Raw genomic sequence first — 16,635 nt, 5'->3', positions numbered from 1 at the left:
TTCTCGGGCAGCCACGGGCAAGACAACGGGAGGCTCGGGAATTTCAGCGCTGGTCGAGCGCGCGAGCGTCCTGCAATCCTGCCCCATGACCGTCCATGGGCGGTTTCGAGTGGCCCTCTGCACGCTCGAAACCGGGTCTGGCCAATCGATGCGACTGGCCGAATGCGCGACCGGCGGGCTCTCCTTAAGGAAAGCCCGCCGGTCAATTCGTCAACGGCGCAGACCGAGCTTCTCGATCAGCGTCTGATAGCGCGCGTCATCCTTGCGCTTGAGATAATCAAGCAGGCTGCGGCGCTGGGAGACGAGAGCGAGCAGACCACGGCGGGAATGGTTATCCTTCTTGTGGTCCTTGAAGTGGTCGGTCAGGTTCTTGATGCGCTCGGAAAGGATGGCCACCTGGACTTCCGGAGACCCGGTATCACCCTTGGCGGTTGCGAATTCACCCATCAATTCCTGTTTGCGCTCGGCAGTAATCGACATCGTGTTTTTCCTTATCTGTTTGAGGAAACGGGTCGCCCTCAGCCGGGATGTCGTCCAGCAGGGGCCGGTGCAAGCAAAGCGTCAGTGCGCTAAGCTGCGGCGCATATAGGGCAATTCCCCGGAAAACACCAGCCCAATTCACGAAGCCGGCTTGTCGCAGCCTTTTGCAGCAAAAACAGAGATTTTCCCTTTGGCTAAAGCCACTTCTTCCATCTGAAGAAGGCGATGAGGCCTATCGCGACCACCAGCATGAAGACGAGAGCTGTCGGATACCCATAGTAGGCCTTCAACTCGGGCATGTTCCATGGCGAGGTATCCGGGTCGAAGTTCATGCCCCAAACGCCGACGAGGAAGGTCAGCGGCATGAAAATCACCGAGACGATGGTCAGATAGGAGATGACGTCGTTGGTGCGTGCCTGGCTCAGCGACAGATGCATCTCGATCAGCCCGGTCAGCATGTCGCGCTGGTTTTCCACCAGTTCGATCAGCCGGAGCGAATGATCGAGCGTGTCGTTGAGGAAGATCTTGGTCTCGGCCTTCACAAAGGGCACGTCGTTGCGGATCATCGTCGCCAGCGCATCGCGCATCGGCCAAAGGACGCCCTTCAGCACGTTGGCATCGCGCCGCAACTCGTGCAGCTGCCGCATCTGGTGCTTGTGCGGCGTGTGCAGCATCTGGTCCTCGATGCTGTCGACCAGTTCGCCGGCCGTCTCGATCGGCGGGAAATAGCTGTCGACGATGGCATCGATCAGCGCATAAGCGAGATAGTCGGCGCCGCGTGCCCGCAGCCGGTTGGGCATCGAGCTTTCGATGCGCTTGCGCACCGGGTCGAACGGGTCGCCTTCGCGCTCCTGGAAGGTGACGACGAAATTCTTGCCGAAGAAGACGGCGATCTGTTCGTAGCGGTGCGCGGTGACATCGTCGATCATCCTGACGACGACGAAGGCATGGTCCTCGAAAAAATCCACCTTCGGCCGCTGGCCGGTGTTGACGACGTCTTCCAGCGCCAGCGGATGCAGGCTGAAAATGCGGCCGATCTCTTCGATCAGCTGGATGTTGGCGAGACCGGTGCAGTCGAGCCAGATGACCGGCCATTGGTCGCAATTGGCGGTGACGTCGTCGATGCTGGCATCTTCGATCGTCTTGAACTTGTCGGGCGAGATCAGCGTCAGCCGCAGTTCGGAGCGCCGTGCCGCGGGATCGGCGATCAGCGTGCCCGGCGAGGCGCCGACCGGCGGTCGCCGCGTTGTCACCGGCGCCCGCTTCTTCATCGTCCCAGTCTTTGCCATATGCCCCTCAAGCGCAAATCGAACCGAAACTAGATGAGAACCCTCACCCGGCAAAGACCCGCTTCGGCTTGAACATGCCCTGTTCGATGGCGCCGATGGCGACCAGCTTGCCGCGCGCGGTGGCGCATGCTTCCTCGGCTTCCACCGGCGCGTCGCGGCCACGGATGATGACCGGATTGCCGAGGCGGATTTTTGTCGCGGCGTCGTCGCTGATGGCGATCTGCGGTAGGCAGTCGAGTGCCGCCGATGTATCGACCAGCAGCGCGTCGATGGCGCTGAAGTCGACCGGCACATCCACGGCGTCGGCAGCGTCCGCTTCTTCCGGCTTCTCGTCACGCTGCTCGCCGAAACGGGCGGCTTCCAGTTCGGCGATGGTGACGAAGTCTTCCTGCGTGAACGGCTCGACTTCGATCCGGCGCAGTTCCGAAATGTGGCCGAAACAGCCGAGGTCGCGGCCCATGTCACGCGCCAGCGAGCGCACATAGGTGCCCTTGCCGCATTCGACCTCGAAAATACTGTGGTCGGCACTGTGCTCGACAAGGTCGAGGCGGCCGATCTCGACCTCACGCTCGGGAATGTCGACCGTCTGGCCCTCGCGGGCGAGGTCATAGGCGCGTTCGCCTGCGATCTTGATGGCCGAGAATTGCGGCGGCGTCTGCATGATGACGCCGGTGTATTTCGGCATCACCGCCAGCACATCGGCTTCCGCCGGACGCCGGTCGGAACTCTGGGTCACCGGGCCTTCGAGATCGTCAGTCGAGCGCTCATCGCCCCAGGCGACCGTAAAGCGGTAGATCTTGGCGCCGTCCTGGACGTAGGGCACGGTCTTGGTGGCCTCGCCAAGCGCTATCGGCAGCATGCCGGACGCCAGCGGATCGAGCGTGCCGGCATGGCCGGCCTTTTCCGCCTGGAACAGCCACTTGATCTTGGAGACGGCTTCGGTCGAGCCCATGCCGACGGGCTTGTCGAGCACCAGCCAGCCGGAAATCGGCCGGCCCTTCTTCTTGCCGCGACGCCCCACTATTCGCTGTCCTTCTTGTCGTCTTTATCCTGGTCGTTGTCTTTGTCGCTATCAACGGGGCCGAGATCGCGCGCGACTTCGGGCGACTTCAGCAAATCGTTGATCCTGGCGAAATTGTCGAACGACGTGTCGAGCTTGAAGCGGAACTCCGGCATGAACTTCATCTGCCGCAGCGCGCCGGAAACGCGGCCGCGCACGAATTTCGCATGCTTGTTGAGCGCGTCGATCACCGCACCGGTGTCCTTGGCGCCGAGCGGCGAAACGAAAGCCGTGGCGACCTTCAGGTCGGGCGACATGCGCACTTCCGAGACCGAAACCACGGTGTTCTCGATCAGCGGATCGATGATCTCGCCGCGCTGCAAGGTTTCGGACAGCGCATGGCGCACCTGTTCGGCGACGCGCAGCATGCGCTGGGATGGACTTGATGTGGTTGGACGGGGCATTTTTCTCAATCCTGAAAGCGTGGGGCGCGGGATGGGACCGTGCCGCATGTCTCAAATGTGTTGGGCGGCGGCCTTTCGACCACCGCCCGGTCTCAACAGGGCACTCGAACTCAGAGCGTCCGGGTTACCATCTCGACGCGGAAGCACTCGATGACGTCGCCGACGCGCATGTCCTCGTAGTTCTGGAAGGCCATGCCGCATTCCTGGCCACCCGGAACTTCCGAGACTTCGTCCTTGAAGCGCTTCAGGGTCTTCAGCGTGCCTTCGTGGATGACGACGTTGTCGCGGATCAGACGGACGCCCGCACCACGCTCGACCTTGCCTTCGGTGACACGGCAGCCGGCGATCTTGCCGACCTTGGTGATGTCGAAGATTTCGAGGATCTCGGCATTGCCGATGAAGGTCTCGCGACGCTCCGGCGACAGCAGGCCGGAAAGAGCAGCTTTCACGTCATCGACGAGATTGTAGATGATCGAGTAGTAGCGGATCTCGATGCCAGCTGCCGCGGCAGCCGCACGCGCCTGCACATTGGCGCGGACGTTGAAGCCGATGATCGCGGCGCCAGAGGTTTCCGCCAGCGACACGTCGCTTTCGGTGATGCCGCCGGCACCCGCATGAACGATGCGGGCGCGCACCTCGTCGGTGCCGAGCTTGTCGAGCGCGGCATTGATCGCCTCGATCGAGCCCTGCACGTCGCCCTTGATGACCAGCGGGAATTCCTTCAGCCCGCTCGTCTGCAACTGCGACATCATCTGTTCGAGCGAGCCGCGCTGGCCGGCATGCTTGGCCACTGCCTTCTCGCGCGCCAGGCGCTGACGATATTCGGTGATCTCGCGAGCGCGGGCCTCGTTGTTGACCACGGCGAAACGGTCGCCGGCCTGCGGCGTGCCTTGCAGGCCAAGCACCTCGACCGGCATTGCCGGCGGAGCTTCCTTGATCTGCCCGCCACGGTCGTTGACCAGCGCGCGCACCCGGCCCCATTCGTTGCCGGCGACGAGGATATCGCCCGGCATCAGGGTGCCGGTCTGCACCAGCACGGTGGCGACGGGACCACGGCCCTTGTCGAGCTGGGCTTCGATGACGACACCTTCGGCGGTGCGGTCCGGATTGGCCTTCAGGTCGAGGATTTCGGCCTGCAGCAGGATCGCTTCGAGCAGCTTGTCGATGTTGGTGCCCTTGGTCGCCGAGACTTCGACGTCCAGCACTTCACCGCCCATCGATTCAACGAACACCTCATGGCGCAGCAGCTCCGAGCGGACCTTCTGCGGATCGGCGTCGTGCTTGTCGATCTTGTTGATGGCCACGATGATCGGAACGCCGGCCGCCTTGGCATGGCTGATCGATTCGATCGTCTGCGGCATGACGCTGTCGTCGGCCGCCACCACAAGGATGGCGATGTCGGTGGCCTGAGCGCCACGGGCGCGCATTGCCGTGAAGGCGGCGTGGCCGGGCGTGTCGATGAAGGTGATCTTGTGACCGTTCTTCTCGACCTGATAGGCGCCGATATGCTGGGTGATGCCGCCGGCTTCGCCGGAGACGACATTGGCATTGCGGATGGCATCGAGCAGCGAGGTCTTGCCGTGATCGACATGGCCCATGATCGTCACCACCGGCGGACGCGACTCGAGATCCTCCGCGTTGTCGGCGATGTTGAACAGGCCTTCCTCGATGTCGGACTCGGCAACGCGGCGGACCGTGTGGCCGAATTCGGTAGCAACCAGTTCGGCCGTATCGGCGTCGATGACGTCGCCCGGCTTCAGGATCTGGCCCTGCTTCATGAAGAACTTGACCACATCGACCGCGCGCTCGGACATGCGCTGCGCCAGTTCCTGGATGGTGATGGTTTCGGGCAGGATCACTTCGCGCATAACCTTCTCGCGCGGCTCATTGTGCAGCGCGCGCTTGAACTTCTCTTGACGGCGGCGCATCGACGACAGCGAGCGGGCGCGCGCATCCTCGTCGGAAAGCGCGGTGTTGAGCGTCAGCTTGCCGCGACGGCGGTCTTCCTCGCCCTTGGTGGGCTTGGCCGGGCGCGCCACTTCGGGCGTAACCGGACGGCGCACCGGGGCGCCGGCGCCGGTGCGCTTCGGCTTGACGTCTTCTTCATCGTCGACGGTCGCCAGTTCGGCGGCAAGCGGCGCGCGGCGGCGTGCCTCTTCCTCGGCGCGACGGCGGGACTCGGCCTCGGTCTGCAACCGGGCTTCCTCCTCGGCCTGGCGGCGCGCGGATTCCTCGCGCTCGCGCTTACGGCGCTCTTCATCCTCGTTGCGGCGCTTGGCCTCGTCGATGGCGCGCTGGCGATCCTCGACGTCGCGGACCTTGGAGCCTTCGAGCGCCTTGCGGCGGGCTTCCATTTCATTGCGCGACAATTCGTTCAGCACCATGCCGCCGCGTTCAGCCGGCGGCGGAGGCGGTGGCGCCTTGGGCGCTTCCTGCACAACGGGCGCTGCCGCCACTGGCGGCTTCGGCGTGAACACGGACGCAGGGGCTGCGACCGGCTCTGGCTTGTCGCCAGGCATCGAGAACTTGCGCTTCTTGGTCTCGACCAGGACCTGTTTGGTGCGGCCATGCGAGAAATTCTGGCGCACAATGCCCTGCTCCGTACCGGGGCGCTTCAGCGTCAAGGTCTTCTTCGGCGTAACACTCAACGTCTTGTCGTCGCCCGATTTCGTATCGCTCATTCCATATCCTCTGCGGCATCATCTTCGTCAGCAACGGCCGCAAGCATTGCCAGATCGTCCGGGGTACCGCCCCGATATCGGTCGAGCGCAACCATGCGCTTCTGGACCGCCTTGCCCGCGTCTCCCGCGAGAACGGCAGCATGTATCACATTTGTACCCCCCAATGCCAAGCTCAACTCGGCCTCGGAGAAAAGTTTGTAGGCAAGGATGGCAGGCCCGCCGAGATGGACGGTGGCCCGTCTCGCCTGGCTGATCTTGCGCACGCCATCGTCCGATGCTTCGGCGGCATGGAGCACAAAAAGCGCCAGCCCGCCGCGCACCGCGCTCTCGACCTTGGTGGCGCCGAGGGAAATTGCGCCTGCCTTGCGGGCGAGGCCGAGCATGCCCAAAGCAGCTTTGGAAAGCAGTCCATCGACCATGCCGCCGAGATCGGGTGGCACGGTCACTTGCGCCTTGAAGGCACGGGCAAACAGGTTCTTCGCCGCCGCCTTGTCGATATGTAGGCGGTCGGCGGTCACCCAGCAACCACGGCCGGGCAGGTTTCTCTTGATATCCGGAACGACGGCCGAATCCGGGCCGACGACGAAACGGATCAGATCATCCGGTTCGGCCTGCTTGCGGGTGACGATGCAGGTGCGATCGTTCATCTCGTCCTGGGGCGGGTTCGGTGCGATGCGGTTTCACCTCACGCACCAACGGCTTCGTCAGCCGGGACTTCTTCGGCTGCAAGCTCGTCTTCGGTGATCCAGCCGGCCTTGAGGCGGGCAGCCAGAACCATCTGCTCGGCGTCGGCGCGCGACACGCCGTGATTGGCGAGCACGCCGGGGAATACCTTGGTCTCGCCGTCCTTGCGTTCCTTCCAGCCGGTCAGGTCGTCGGCGGCATAGCCGGCGAAATCCTCGATCGTCTTCACGCCGTCCTCGCCGAGCGTCACCATCATGGCGGTGGTGACACCGGGGATTTCGCGCAATTCGTCGGTCACGCCCAGCGCCTTGCGCTTGTCGTCGTGCTCGGCCTCGATCTTCTCCAGATACTCGCGGGCGCGGGTCTGGATTTCCGAGGCGGTGTCTTCGTCGAAGCCGTCGATGGAGGCGATTTCGCCGGCGTCGACATAGGCGACTTCCTCGACGCTGGTGAAGCCTTCCGAAGCCAGCACCTGGCCGACCATCTCGTCGACATCGAGGGCTTCCATGAACAGCGACGAACGTTCGACGAATTCCTTCTGGCGGCGCTCGGATTCCTCAGCCTCGGTCAGGATGTCGATGTCCCAGCCGGTCAGCTGCGAAGCCAGCCGAACGTTCTGGCCGCGACGGCCGATGGCCAGCGACAGCTGGTCGTCCGGCACTACGACTTCGATGCGCTCCGCATCCTCGTCGAGCACCACCTTGGCGACTTCGGCCGGCTGCAGCGCGTTGACGATGAAGGAAGCGGCCGAGGGCGACCACGGAATGATGTCGATCTTCTCGCCCTGCAGCTCGCCGACGACCGCCTGAACGCGGCTGCCGCGCATGCCGACGCAGGCGCCGACCGGATCGATGGAACTGTCACGCGAGATGACGGCGATCTTGGCGCGCGAGCCCGGGTCGCGGGCAACCGACTTGATCTCGATGATGCCGTCGTAGATTTCCGGCACTTCCATGGTGAACAGCTTGGCCATGAACTGCGGATGGGTGCGCGACAGGAAGATCTGCGGGCCGCGCTGTTCGCGGCGGACGTCGTAGACATAGGCGCGGACGCGATCGCCATATTTGTAGTTTTCGCGCGGAATCAGCTCGTCGCGGCGGATGATCGCCTCGCCGCGGCCGAGATCGACGATGACGTTGCCGTATTCGACACGCTTGACGGTGCCGTTGACGATCTCCCCGATGCGATCCTTGTATTCGTCATACTGACGGTCACGCTCAGCTTCGCGCACCTTCTGCACGATGACCTGTTTGGCCGACTGGGCGGCGATGCGGCCGAAATCCATCGGCGGCAGCTGTTCGGCGATGAAATCGCCGAGTTGCGCGTCGGGATTGCGCTCGCGGGCAGAGGAAATAGCGATCTGCGTCGCGTAGTCATCAACCTTCTCGACCACTTCCATCAGCCGCTGCAGCTTCATCTCGCCGGTGTTCGGGTTGATGTCGGCGCGGATGTTGGTTTCCTGGCCGTAGCGCGAGCGCGCCGCCTTCTGGATCGCATCGGCCATGGCGGCGATGACGATCGACTTGTCGATCGACTTTTCACGCGCGACCGCGTCGGCGATCTGCAGCAGTTCAAGTCTGTTGGCGCTTACAACCATCTTTTTTCTCCCGAGCTTGGTTGCCGAGCCTTTAGGCCCGGCCGCTCAATCATAGTTCCTGTTCGATTTCGTCTTCCGCGCCGTCTTCAGCACCCTCTGGCGCGTCGTCCGGTTCGCCGCGGCGTTTCTTGGCTTCCTTGCGCGCGCGGTTGTCCTTCGACAGCGCGTCACGGATGAGGTCGTCGGTGAGGATCAGCCGTGTCTCGGCGATCGCGTCATAAGGAATGCGCACCGTCGGCTCCTCGCCATAGGCGGCCTTGTCGCGCGCGATCACAACATCGTCTTCGCCGGCCTCAGTGATCTTGCCCTTGAAGCGCTTGCGGTCGGCGACGAGGACCGACGTTTCCAGCTTCACCAGATGACCGGTCCAGGTGACGAAATCCGATTTACGAACCAGCGGCCGGTCGATACCCGGCGACGACACTTCGAGATGATAGGCCTTCTCGATCGGGTCATCGACATCGAGTGCCGGCGACACCGCGCGGCTGACCTCTTCGCAATCCTCGACGGTCATGGTGCCGTCCTCGCGTTCGGCCATGATCTGCAGCGTGAGCCCGTTCTGGCCTGACAGATGCACCTTGACGAGGCGGAAGCCGATGCCGCGCAGGACCGGCTGTACGATCAGCGCGATGCGCGCATCGATACCGCTTTCGCGGATGATGCGGTCGTCGCCTTCGCTTGCCGTTGCAGTCATTCGATCCCTGTCGTTCGATTGGTGGCTGACCGGCAGGTAATAAAAAAGAGCGGGACCGGGTGGACCCACTCTTCGTCATACCGACCAAGAATTTGACGTTGATATAAACGAAGGTGGCTCGCCTTTCAAGTGCCGTCGCAGGCAGCGCCCACCCAAGCGGATTCTATCGACCGTTGCAGCAGACGCATGGCAAGCATGCATCTGCACCCCTAACCGACTGTCTTTGCGGCACCTACCTGCGTTTAGCAGGACGATTTCCACAATGTGCGGCAGTAAGGATGAAAAGATGAGTACCCATAAGCCGTTTGGCGCCATTGGCGAACTGGTGCGCCTGTTTGGCAGCGCCATTGCTGTGTCCGCCGCTGTTGAGCGCGGTCGCCGCCCCAACAATCGGGACCTGGTGACGCTGAGCATCGAGCCCCGCGATTTCCACAGCATCCGGCGCTTTTAAGCCTGTCAGTCCTCGCTGGCGCCAAGCTGCGCCAGCACCTTGCCCCGGCCACGGGCGCGCAAATAGAGCGGCAGCAGCACGGCAGTCGCCGCCAGCAGCAACAGCACCACCGCAATCGGTGACCCGACAAGGATCGACACATCGCCCTGGCTGATGGCCAGGGCGCGGCGCAGCTGCTGCTCGGCCATCGGCCCCAGGATCAGCCCCACCACGACAGGCGCGATCGGATAGCCGAAGCGACGCAGGCCATAGCCGAGCAGGCCGAACGCTAAAAGCATGCCCAGTTCAAAGGAAACGGGCAAAGTGAACAGGCCGAGGATGTTGACCTGTGACACCGCCGCGTTGGCACCTATGGTTCCGAGCGTCGCAAACAGCAGGATGCCGGCATAGAGCCAAGGCGTCGGTATGGTCAAAAGCTTGATCCAGACACCGATCAGCGGCAGGTTGAGCACCAGCAGCATAAAATTGGCCACGAGCAGGCTGGCGATCAGACCCCAGACAAGCTGGGGGTTTGTGGCGAAAAGCAGCGGACCGGGTTGCAATCCGAACTGCTGGAAGCCGGCCAGCATGATCGCGGCCGTGGCCGTGGTCGGCAGTCCGAGCGTCAGCAACGGCACCAGCGTGCCGGCGGCCGACGCGTTGTTGGCCGCTTCCGGGCCGGCAACGCCCTCAATCGCGCCGTGACCGAACTCTTCCGGCTTTTCCGCCAGCTGCCTTTCCACCGAATAGGACAGGAACGTGCCGATCTCGGCACCGCCGGCGGGCATCGCACCGATCGGGAAGCCGATGGCGGTACCGCGCAGCCACGGCTTCCAGGACCGGCGCCAGTCCTCGCGGGTCATCCAGACCGAACCCTTGACCGCCTGGATGGTTGAACTGCTGCTGTTGCTGGCAGCGACACTCAGCGCCTCGCCGATGGCAAACAGCGCCACCGCAAGCGTGGTCACCTCGATGCCGTCGAGCAAATCGGGAATACCGAAGGCAAGGCGTGCCTGCCCTGTCTGCAGGTCAATGCCGATCAAGCCGAGCGCCAGGCCGATGAACAGCGCGGTGAGACCGCGCAGGGTCGAGTCGCCGAAGGCAGCCGAAACGGTCATGAAAGCGAGGATCATCAGCGCGAAATATTCGGCCGGGCCGAAGGACAGCGCCATCTTGACGATGGTTGGCGCGATGAAGGCGAGGCCGATAGTGGCAATCAGGCCGGCGACGAAGGAGCCGATGGCCGCCGTCGCCAGGGCCGGCCCGCCGCGCCCGGCGCGCGCCATCTTGTTGCCTTCCAGCGCGGTCACGATCGAGGCACTTTCGCCCGGCGTGTTGAGCAGGATCGACGTCGTCGAGCCGCCATACATGCCGCCATAATAGATACCGGCAAACATGATCAGCGACCCCGCCGGATCCAGCTTGTAGGTGACCGGCAACAGCAGCGCCACGGTGAGCGCGGGGCCGATGCCCGGAAGAACGCCGACAGCGGTGCCAAGCGTGACGCCGATGAGCGCATAAAGCATGTTCATCGGCTGGAGAGCCGTCAACAACCCGTTAGCCAGCAGACCGAACGTATCCATCTAGGGCCGAACTCCCATGAAAATCGCTCAGAACAGGCGTTCGAGCGGGCCGGCAGGCAGCGAAAGCTGCAGCCCCTTGGCGAAGATGATCCAGATGACGAACGACAGCACGATGCCGATGGGGATCGTCTGCCACAACGGGCCGCGGCCGAATGCGCGCGCGGTCGCGGCGAAGAGCAGGCCCGTGGCAATCCCGAAACCCGCCACTTTCAGCAGCAGCATCTGAGCCACGAGGCCGCCGACGATCCACAGGATCGGGCCGATTTCCTGATGCTCGCGTTCGGGAAAATCACCGCGAACGGCCTCGAACGCCGTCCAGATCGACAGACCGAAAAACACCGCGGCAATGAAATAGGGAAAGGTTGTCGGGCCAACACGGGCATAATTGGCGCCGGCACCTTGGCTGGCGGTGCTCCACGCGATCACCACAGCCACCACGCCCAGGATAGCGGCAATGACAAGCGCCGCCCGATCCGGGCGGCGCTTCGCTTCGTTTTGGTCAGTCTGGCTCATTTCACCAGACCGATGTCTTTCAGGATCACCGCCGTGGCTTCGGTGTCCTTCTTGAGCTGTGCGGCGAAATCGTCGCCGGCGAGATAGGTGTTGGCCCAGCCCTTGTCGGCGAGGATCTTCTTCCACGAAGCCGATTGCACCATCTTGTCGACGTCAGCCAGCACGGCGGCTTTCTGGTCGGCGGAGAGGCCGGGAGCGGCCGCAACCATGCGCCAGTTCTGGATGGAAACATCGACGCCGCTTTCCTTGAGGGTCGGCGCATCGATGGTTTCGACCTTGGCATCGCTGGTGATGCCGATGATGCGCAGCTGTCCGGCCTTGATCTGCGAGTCGAATTCGCCGTAGCCGGAAATGCCGACGGTCACCTGACCGCCAAGAATAGCGGCAAGCGCTTCACCGCCGCCGGAGAAGGCGATGTAGTTGATCTTGGTCGGATCGACGCCAACGGCCTTGGCAATTAGCCCGGCAGCAATATGGTCGGTGCCACCGGCCGAGCCGCCACCCCAGGAAACCGCGCCCGGATCGGCCTTGAGCTTGGCAACAAGCCCAGCCATATCCTTGATGTCGGAGGCGGTTGGAACGACGATCGCTTCATATTCGCCGGTCAGGCGGGCGATCGGGGTGATCTGGTCGAGCGTCACCGGCGAAGCGTTGGTGAGGATCGCGCCGACCATGACATAGCCGCCGACGATAAGCTGGGTCGGATCGCCATTGGCCTGATTGACGAATTGCGCGAGGCCGATGGTGCCGCCGGCGCCCGGGACGTTGTTGACCTGGACGCTGCCCGAGATCTTTTCGTCCTGGAGCGCGGTCTGCATCGAACGCGCCGTCTGGTCCCAGCCGCCGCCAGGGGCTGCAGGAGCCATGATCTTGTAGTCGGCCGCTGCGGCCGGCAGGGCGAGTGCGCCCGCGATGATGGATGCCAACACGAATTGCTTCATTGCCGTTCCTCCCTTGCGACCCGCATGCGCGGGGCAAATGCCTGTTCAGTTTCGAAGCCCGCGTCAGGCTGCGTCTCGAAATAACTGGGGAAGGAACCGGCCCGGCTCAGGGCCGGCCGATATGGGCAGCGTTTCCAAACCACTCGCGGCGCCGGTTGCCGCCGTCGGGTGGTCTTTGCGGAAACGTGTTCGAAGTCCTCCCGAACTTTCCGAGCCTCGCCGCCTCCACGGATGGGCCAAAACCTACCTAGCGCAGCAACCTGACATCAGACTGACACCGATGCAACAGGATAGGAATATCGTACGATCAAGGACTGCGCAGCGCCGCATTCCAGCGTTCGATGAGGCGCATGCGCTTGACCTGGTCGAGATAGACCATCAGGCCCGGGCTGACCGGGACCGGACGCAATTGTCCGCCGAGAACCGCCTGCATTCTGTTTGCCGTGTTCTCACCCGAAACTTCCGGATTGACGGCGGCGATCTGCAATTTGCGCGCCATCACCGTCTGTCCTTCGGCGGACATGAAATATTCGAGATAACGGCGGCCAAGGTCCGGCGAGCGGGAGGCGGTGGGCACCAGTCCGATGCGCGACATCACCACCGTGTAGTCCTTGGGCAGGACGATGCCGACGTCGGGATCCCTGGCGGCCCAATCGGCGGCATAGGAACCCAGTATGTTGTAGCCAAGCACGAAGCGGCCATCGGCAATGCGCTCGAGGATGGCGGAACTGGTCGAGTAAAGCTTCACGCCGGACGCTCCCATGGCACGGATGACCGACCAGATGTCCGGGTACTGCTCCTGGTCGCGCGCCATGAACATGAAACCAACCCCGGAGCGCTCGATGTCGTAGGTAGCGATACGGCCATAGACCTTGTCGCCCTGGGTCTTGAGAAAATCGACGAACTGGCCGCGCGTGGCGGGCGGCGGAGCGTCCTTGAAGCTCGGCTTGTGGTAGACGAACACCGCGGGCTCGAAGGTCAGCGCATAGGCGGTGTTGCGCCAGTTTGCCCAGCGTGGCCAGAGATCGGAAAGCGGCAGGCGGCTTTCCTGGGCGTAGCCGTCATTGGCGAGCTTGACCTGCAGGTCCATGGCCGAGGAAAAAGCGATGTCGGCGGTACCCTTGCCGGCGTCGGTTTCGGCAACGACGCGATCATAGATGTCGGTCGTCAACAGATCCTCGTAGCGCACGGCGACGTCGGGATTGGCCTTCTGGAAGCCGTCGATCATCGGCTTGGCCAAAGGCGCGTCCAGCGAGGAATAGACGACCAGCGTGCGGGCATTCGAAGCCCCGTCAAGTGCGGGAAAGAGGGTGACGTCCGCCCATGCGGGCGCCGAGAGACAAACCAGAACGGTGAGGATGGCCAGGCGCATGGTCGCCAGACCATGCCTCAACAACGGGGACTGCACAACGGCGACACGCCACGACGCTAGTGACACGGCTCTGGACCTTTGCCTGTCGAATAGGCATCGTCGGTGCAGGGAGAACCCAGTGCGCATTCTGGTGGTAGAGGACAGTCAGACGTTGGCCGCCGGTCTCGCAGCCGTGCTGAAGGGCAGCGGCTATGCTGTCGACGTGGTCGGCGACGGCGCATCGGCCGTGGCCGTCCTTGCCACCGAGCGGTTCGACCTCGTCATTCTCGACCTCAACCTGCCGCAGATGGATGGTCTGGAAGTGCTGCGCACCATGCGCGGTCGCCAGCATGACGCGGCGGTGCTGATCCTGTCGGCGCGCCACTCGCTGGACGAAAGGGTCAAAGGGCTAGACCTTGGCGCCGACGACTATATGGTCAAACCCTTCGATGTCGGCGAACTGGAGGCGCGGGTTCGCACGCTGCTGCGCCGCCGCGCCGGCCTCAAGGCAGCGACCGTTGCCTTCGGCGAAGTGGTTCTCGACCTCAACACGCGCAGCTTCTCTTCGCAGGGAGCAACAATCGACATTCCGGCGCGCGAACTGGCATTTCTCGAAACGCTGTTCATGCGCGCCGGCAAGGTGGTGGCCAAGCAGGCCATCATCGAATCGCTTGCCGGTTTCGACGAGGATCTGAGCGCCAACGCCATCGAGCAATATGCCAGCCGCCTGCGCAAGCGGCTGGCGCCTTACGGCCTGACGATCAGGACCGCACGCGGCATCGGCTATTACCTCGAAAAGATCCAAAGCGGCTGATGGTGCCGGCAAAGCCATATTCGCTGCGCAGGCGGCTGCTGGTCTGGCTGCTGGTGCCGCTGGTCATCATCGGCCTGATTGCGCTCGCCGACACCTATCGCGAGGCCGTGAATACGGCAAACGCCGTCTCGGACCGGGTGCTTGCCGGCTCGGCGCTGGCCATTGCCGAGCGCATAGTCGTTGCCGAGAACGGCGTGCTGGAGGTCGACGTCCCCTATGTGGCGCTCGAAATGCTGACGTCGGCAGCGCAGGACCGCGTGTTCTACCGGGTCGACGGCCCCGGTGGCGTCTTCATAACCGGCTATCAGACGTTGCCGGTGATCAAAGGGCTTGCGCGCGAGGAAAGCGGCTATGCCGATGCCAGCTTTCGCGGCGAGCCCATCCGGCTGACATCGCTGTCGCGCGCCGCTTCGACCGGGGCGAGTTCGGTGCCTTTCGTCGTCACCATCGCCGAAACGACGATCGCCCGCACGCAACTGGCGCGGACAATCCTGTTGCGCTCCGCATTGCGGCTGGCCATCCTGATCGGCAGCGCAGCGGCAATCATGTGGCTCGCCGTCACCTTTTCGCTGCGGCCGCTCTATCGGCTGCGCGACGCCATTTCCGAGCGTAACCCCGAGGATCTGCACCCGATCGAACAATCGGTGCCAAAAGAGGTGCGCGGCCTGGTCGACACCGTCAATTCGTTCATGGGAAGACTTGGTTCGGCGCTTGGCGCGATGCGGCATTTCACCGGCAATGCCAGCCACCAGCTGCGCACGCCGCTGGCCATCATCCGCACGCAGCTGGCGCTTTCGGCGCGCGCCCATTCGCTTGAAGAGGCCCGTCATGCCGCAACGATCGGCGACGAGGCGGTTGCCCATGCCGAACGCGTCATCGCCCAGCTGCTGCTGCTGGCCAAGGTCGACGAAGCGATGTCCGATCGGCTGAAGAGCCTTGGCGCGATCAATCTGACCGAACTTGCGCAGACGCTGACCGCCGACTTTGTCGCTCAGGCCCACAGCGCCGGCATCGACCTCGGCTTCGAGGGCGAACAGGCGCAGTTCGTCCGCGGCGAGCCGATGCTGTTGAGCGAAATGATCCGCAATCTGATCGAAAACGTGCTCGCCTATGCCGGCAGCGGGACGGAGGCGACCGTCAGGGTTTTCGCCGACAGCAACGATGTCATGCTGGAAGTCGAAGACAGTGGACCGGGTATCGCGGCCAATGAATTGGCAGGCGTGCGCCAGCGCTTCGTGCGCGGCGGTGTCGGCGGCAAACCAGGAGCGGGGCTCGGCCTGCCGATCGTCGAGGAGATCGCGGCACTGTTTGGCGGACGGCTCGATCTGTCGGCGGGCAAGGACGATCGCGGCCTGCGCGTCCGCGTCGCCTTTTCAAATGCGAACCAGGATCAGCTTCGCACGAAGGTAAGATAGGCCGGCCGCCGGCCCTCGCGAATGGCCTTCGCCTCGTAGCGCGTGCCCGGCCAGCCATCATAGGGCCGGTGCCAGTCGGCCGCTTCCTGCGCCTGCCACGCGAATGCGCCATGCGCCCGGCAGTGCAGCAGCGTCCAGTTCACATAGGTGTCGATGTCGGAAGCGAAGCGGAACTTTGCACCAGGCTTCAGAACGCGCGCAAAACGGTCGAGATTGAGCGGGCTGACGAAGCGCCGCTTCCAGTGCTTTTTCTTCGGCCACGGGTCGGGATAAAGCAGGTCGATGCCATCGAGCGAAGCCTCCGGCAACCAGTCGAGCAGGCGCGTGGCGTCGTCGTCATAGACCTGAAGATTGGCAAGCGGCCTTTCCCGCACCGCCATCATCATCTTGGCCATGCCGTTGACGAACGGCTCGACGCCGACAAAACCGGTGGCAGGCGCCGCCGTCGCCCGGTGCAAAAGGTGTTCGCCACCGCCAAAACCGATTTCCAGCTGAACCGCGGAAACATCCGTCGCGAACAGATCACGCAGATCGGCAGGCGGTTTGGCCGTCAGGTCGAGCCTGTAAGTGCTGAAACCGCTTTCGAGTGCGGCCGCCTGCTGCGGGCGGATGGTCTTGCCGCGCCGGCGGCCGAAAAATGCTTCGGTCGCGCGGCTTGGCCTGTCTTTGGGATCCATGGGCTGACGCGTGGCGGCCACC

The 16,635-nt window shown here is 63.5% G+C and carries 16 protein-coding genes; 3 read left to right on the top strand and 13 right to left on the bottom strand.

What is annotated here, in order from left to right; all coding sequences use genetic code 11:
• Positions 1-210: 210 nt before the first annotated feature.
• The 8 genes from rpsO to rimP all read right to left on the bottom strand — a co-directional run bounded on the left by rpsO (position 211) and on the right by rimP (position 8,889).
• Complete coding sequence (rpsO, locus tag AC1DXN_RS15990) at positions 211-522, bottom strand: 30S ribosomal protein S15 (RefSeq protein ID WP_269470859.1); 312 nt, start codon at positions 520-522, stop codon at positions 211-213.
• Between the two features lie 152 nt (positions 523-674).
• Positions 675-1,769 (bottom strand): magnesium/cobalt transporter CorA, encoded by a 1,095-nt coding sequence (corA, locus tag AC1DXN_RS15985; RefSeq protein ID WP_477241620.1) that lies wholly within the window; start codon positions 1,767-1,769, stop codon positions 675-677.
• A gap of 43 nt (positions 1,770-1,812) precedes the next feature.
• A complete protein-coding gene (gene truB / locus AC1DXN_RS15980; protein ID WP_477241618.1) occupies positions 1,813-2,790 on the bottom strand; it encodes a tRNA pseudouridine(55) synthase TruB in 978 nt (325 codons plus the stop codon).
• A complete protein-coding gene (gene rbfA, locus AC1DXN_RS15975; protein WP_477241616.1) occupies positions 2,790-3,233 on the bottom strand; it encodes a 30S ribosome-binding factor RbfA in 444 nt (147 codons plus the stop codon). The genes truB and rbfA overlap by 1 nt, the downstream gene beginning before the upstream one ends.
• Positions 3,234-3,343: 110 nt before the next feature.
• Positions 3,344-5,914 carry a translation initiation factor IF-2 gene (infB, locus tag AC1DXN_RS15970; protein WP_477241614.1) on the bottom strand — a complete coding sequence of 857 codons (2,571 nt, stop codon included), beginning with the start codon at positions 5,912-5,914 and terminating at the stop codon, positions 3,344-3,346.
• The gene (locus tag AC1DXN_RS15965; RefSeq protein ID WP_477274877.1) at positions 5,911-6,561 is read right to left on the bottom strand and encodes an RNA-binding protein; all 651 of its coding nucleotides are present in this window, start codon (positions 6,559-6,561) and stop codon (positions 5,911-5,913) included. The genes infB and AC1DXN_RS15965 overlap by 4 nt, the downstream gene beginning before the upstream one ends.
• Positions 6,562-6,599: 38 nt before the next feature.
• The gene (gene nusA, locus AC1DXN_RS15960; RefSeq protein ID WP_477241610.1) at positions 6,600-8,195 is read right to left on the bottom strand and encodes a transcription termination factor NusA; all 1,596 of its coding nucleotides are present in this window, start codon (positions 8,193-8,195) and stop codon (positions 6,600-6,602) included.
• 49 nt (positions 8,196-8,244) lie between these two features.
• Positions 8,245-8,889 carry a ribosome maturation factor RimP gene (gene rimP / locus AC1DXN_RS15955; protein ID WP_477274879.1) on the bottom strand — a complete coding sequence of 215 codons (645 nt, stop codon included), beginning with the start codon at positions 8,887-8,889 and terminating at the stop codon, positions 8,245-8,247.
• A 286-nt stretch (positions 8,890-9,175) separates the two neighbouring features.
• On the opposite strand from rimP, the gene AC1DXN_RS15950 reads away from it, so the two are divergent.
• The gene (locus tag AC1DXN_RS15950) at positions 9,176-9,340 is read left to right on the top strand and encodes a hypothetical protein (RefSeq protein ID WP_477274881.1); all 165 of its coding nucleotides are present in this window, start codon (positions 9,176-9,178) and stop codon (positions 9,338-9,340) included.
• A gap of 5 nt (positions 9,341-9,345) precedes the next feature.
• Here AC1DXN_RS15950 and AC1DXN_RS15945 read toward each other — a convergent pair whose 3' ends face one another.
• The 4 genes from AC1DXN_RS15945 to AC1DXN_RS15930 all read right to left on the bottom strand — a co-directional run bounded on the left by AC1DXN_RS15945 (position 9,346) and on the right by AC1DXN_RS15930 (position 13,728).
• A complete protein-coding gene (locus AC1DXN_RS15945; protein WP_477274883.1) occupies positions 9,346-10,902 on the bottom strand; it encodes a tripartite tricarboxylate transporter permease in 1,557 nt (518 codons plus the stop codon).
• Between the two features lie 27 nt (positions 10,903-10,929).
• Positions 10,930-11,415: a tripartite tricarboxylate transporter TctB family protein gene (locus AC1DXN_RS15940; RefSeq protein WP_477274885.1), complete on the bottom strand. Its 486-nt coding sequence runs from the start codon at positions 11,413-11,415 to the stop codon at positions 10,930-10,932.
• The gene (locus AC1DXN_RS15935) at positions 11,412-12,356 is read right to left on the bottom strand and encodes a Bug family tripartite tricarboxylate transporter substrate binding protein (protein WP_477241600.1); all 945 of its coding nucleotides are present in this window, start codon (positions 12,354-12,356) and stop codon (positions 11,412-11,414) included. Before AC1DXN_RS15935 ends, AC1DXN_RS15940 begins: the two co-directional genes overlap by 4 nt.
• Before the next feature lie 307 nt (positions 12,357-12,663).
• Positions 12,664-13,728, bottom strand: coding sequence for an ABC transporter substrate-binding protein (locus AC1DXN_RS15930; RefSeq protein WP_477274887.1), 1,065 nt, complete (start codon positions 13,726-13,728; stop codon positions 12,664-12,666).
• A 118-nt stretch (positions 13,729-13,846) separates the two neighbouring features.
• Here AC1DXN_RS15930 and AC1DXN_RS15925 point away from each other — a divergent pair, with 118 nt between their 5' ends.
• Together AC1DXN_RS15925 and AC1DXN_RS15920 are read left to right on the top strand one after the other, a co-directional pair.
• Positions 13,847-14,521: a response regulator transcription factor gene (locus AC1DXN_RS15925; protein ID WP_477241888.1), complete on the top strand. Its 675-nt coding sequence runs from the start codon at positions 13,847-13,849 to the stop codon at positions 14,519-14,521.
• Entirely contained in the window at positions 14,521-15,936 is a 1,416-nt protein-coding gene (locus tag AC1DXN_RS15920; protein ID WP_477274888.1) for a sensor histidine kinase N-terminal domain-containing protein, read from the top strand. The genes AC1DXN_RS15925 and AC1DXN_RS15920 overlap by 1 nt, the downstream gene beginning before the upstream one ends.
• Here AC1DXN_RS15920 and trmB read toward each other — a convergent pair.
• The gene (trmB, locus tag AC1DXN_RS15915) at positions 15,912-16,613 is read right to left on the bottom strand and encodes a tRNA (guanine(46)-N(7))-methyltransferase TrmB (protein ID WP_477274890.1); all 702 of its coding nucleotides are present in this window, start codon (positions 16,611-16,613) and stop codon (positions 15,912-15,914) included. The two genes, AC1DXN_RS15920 and trmB, sit on opposite strands and share 25 nt — an antisense overlap.
• Positions 16,614-16,635: the final 22 nt, after the last annotated feature.

The sequence above is a fragment of the Mesorhizobium sp. P2_H9 genome, from assembly GCF_056403215.1.
The sequence above is the reverse complement of the archived record's forward strand: the minus strand, read 5'-3'. Positions and strand labels throughout refer to the sequence as shown.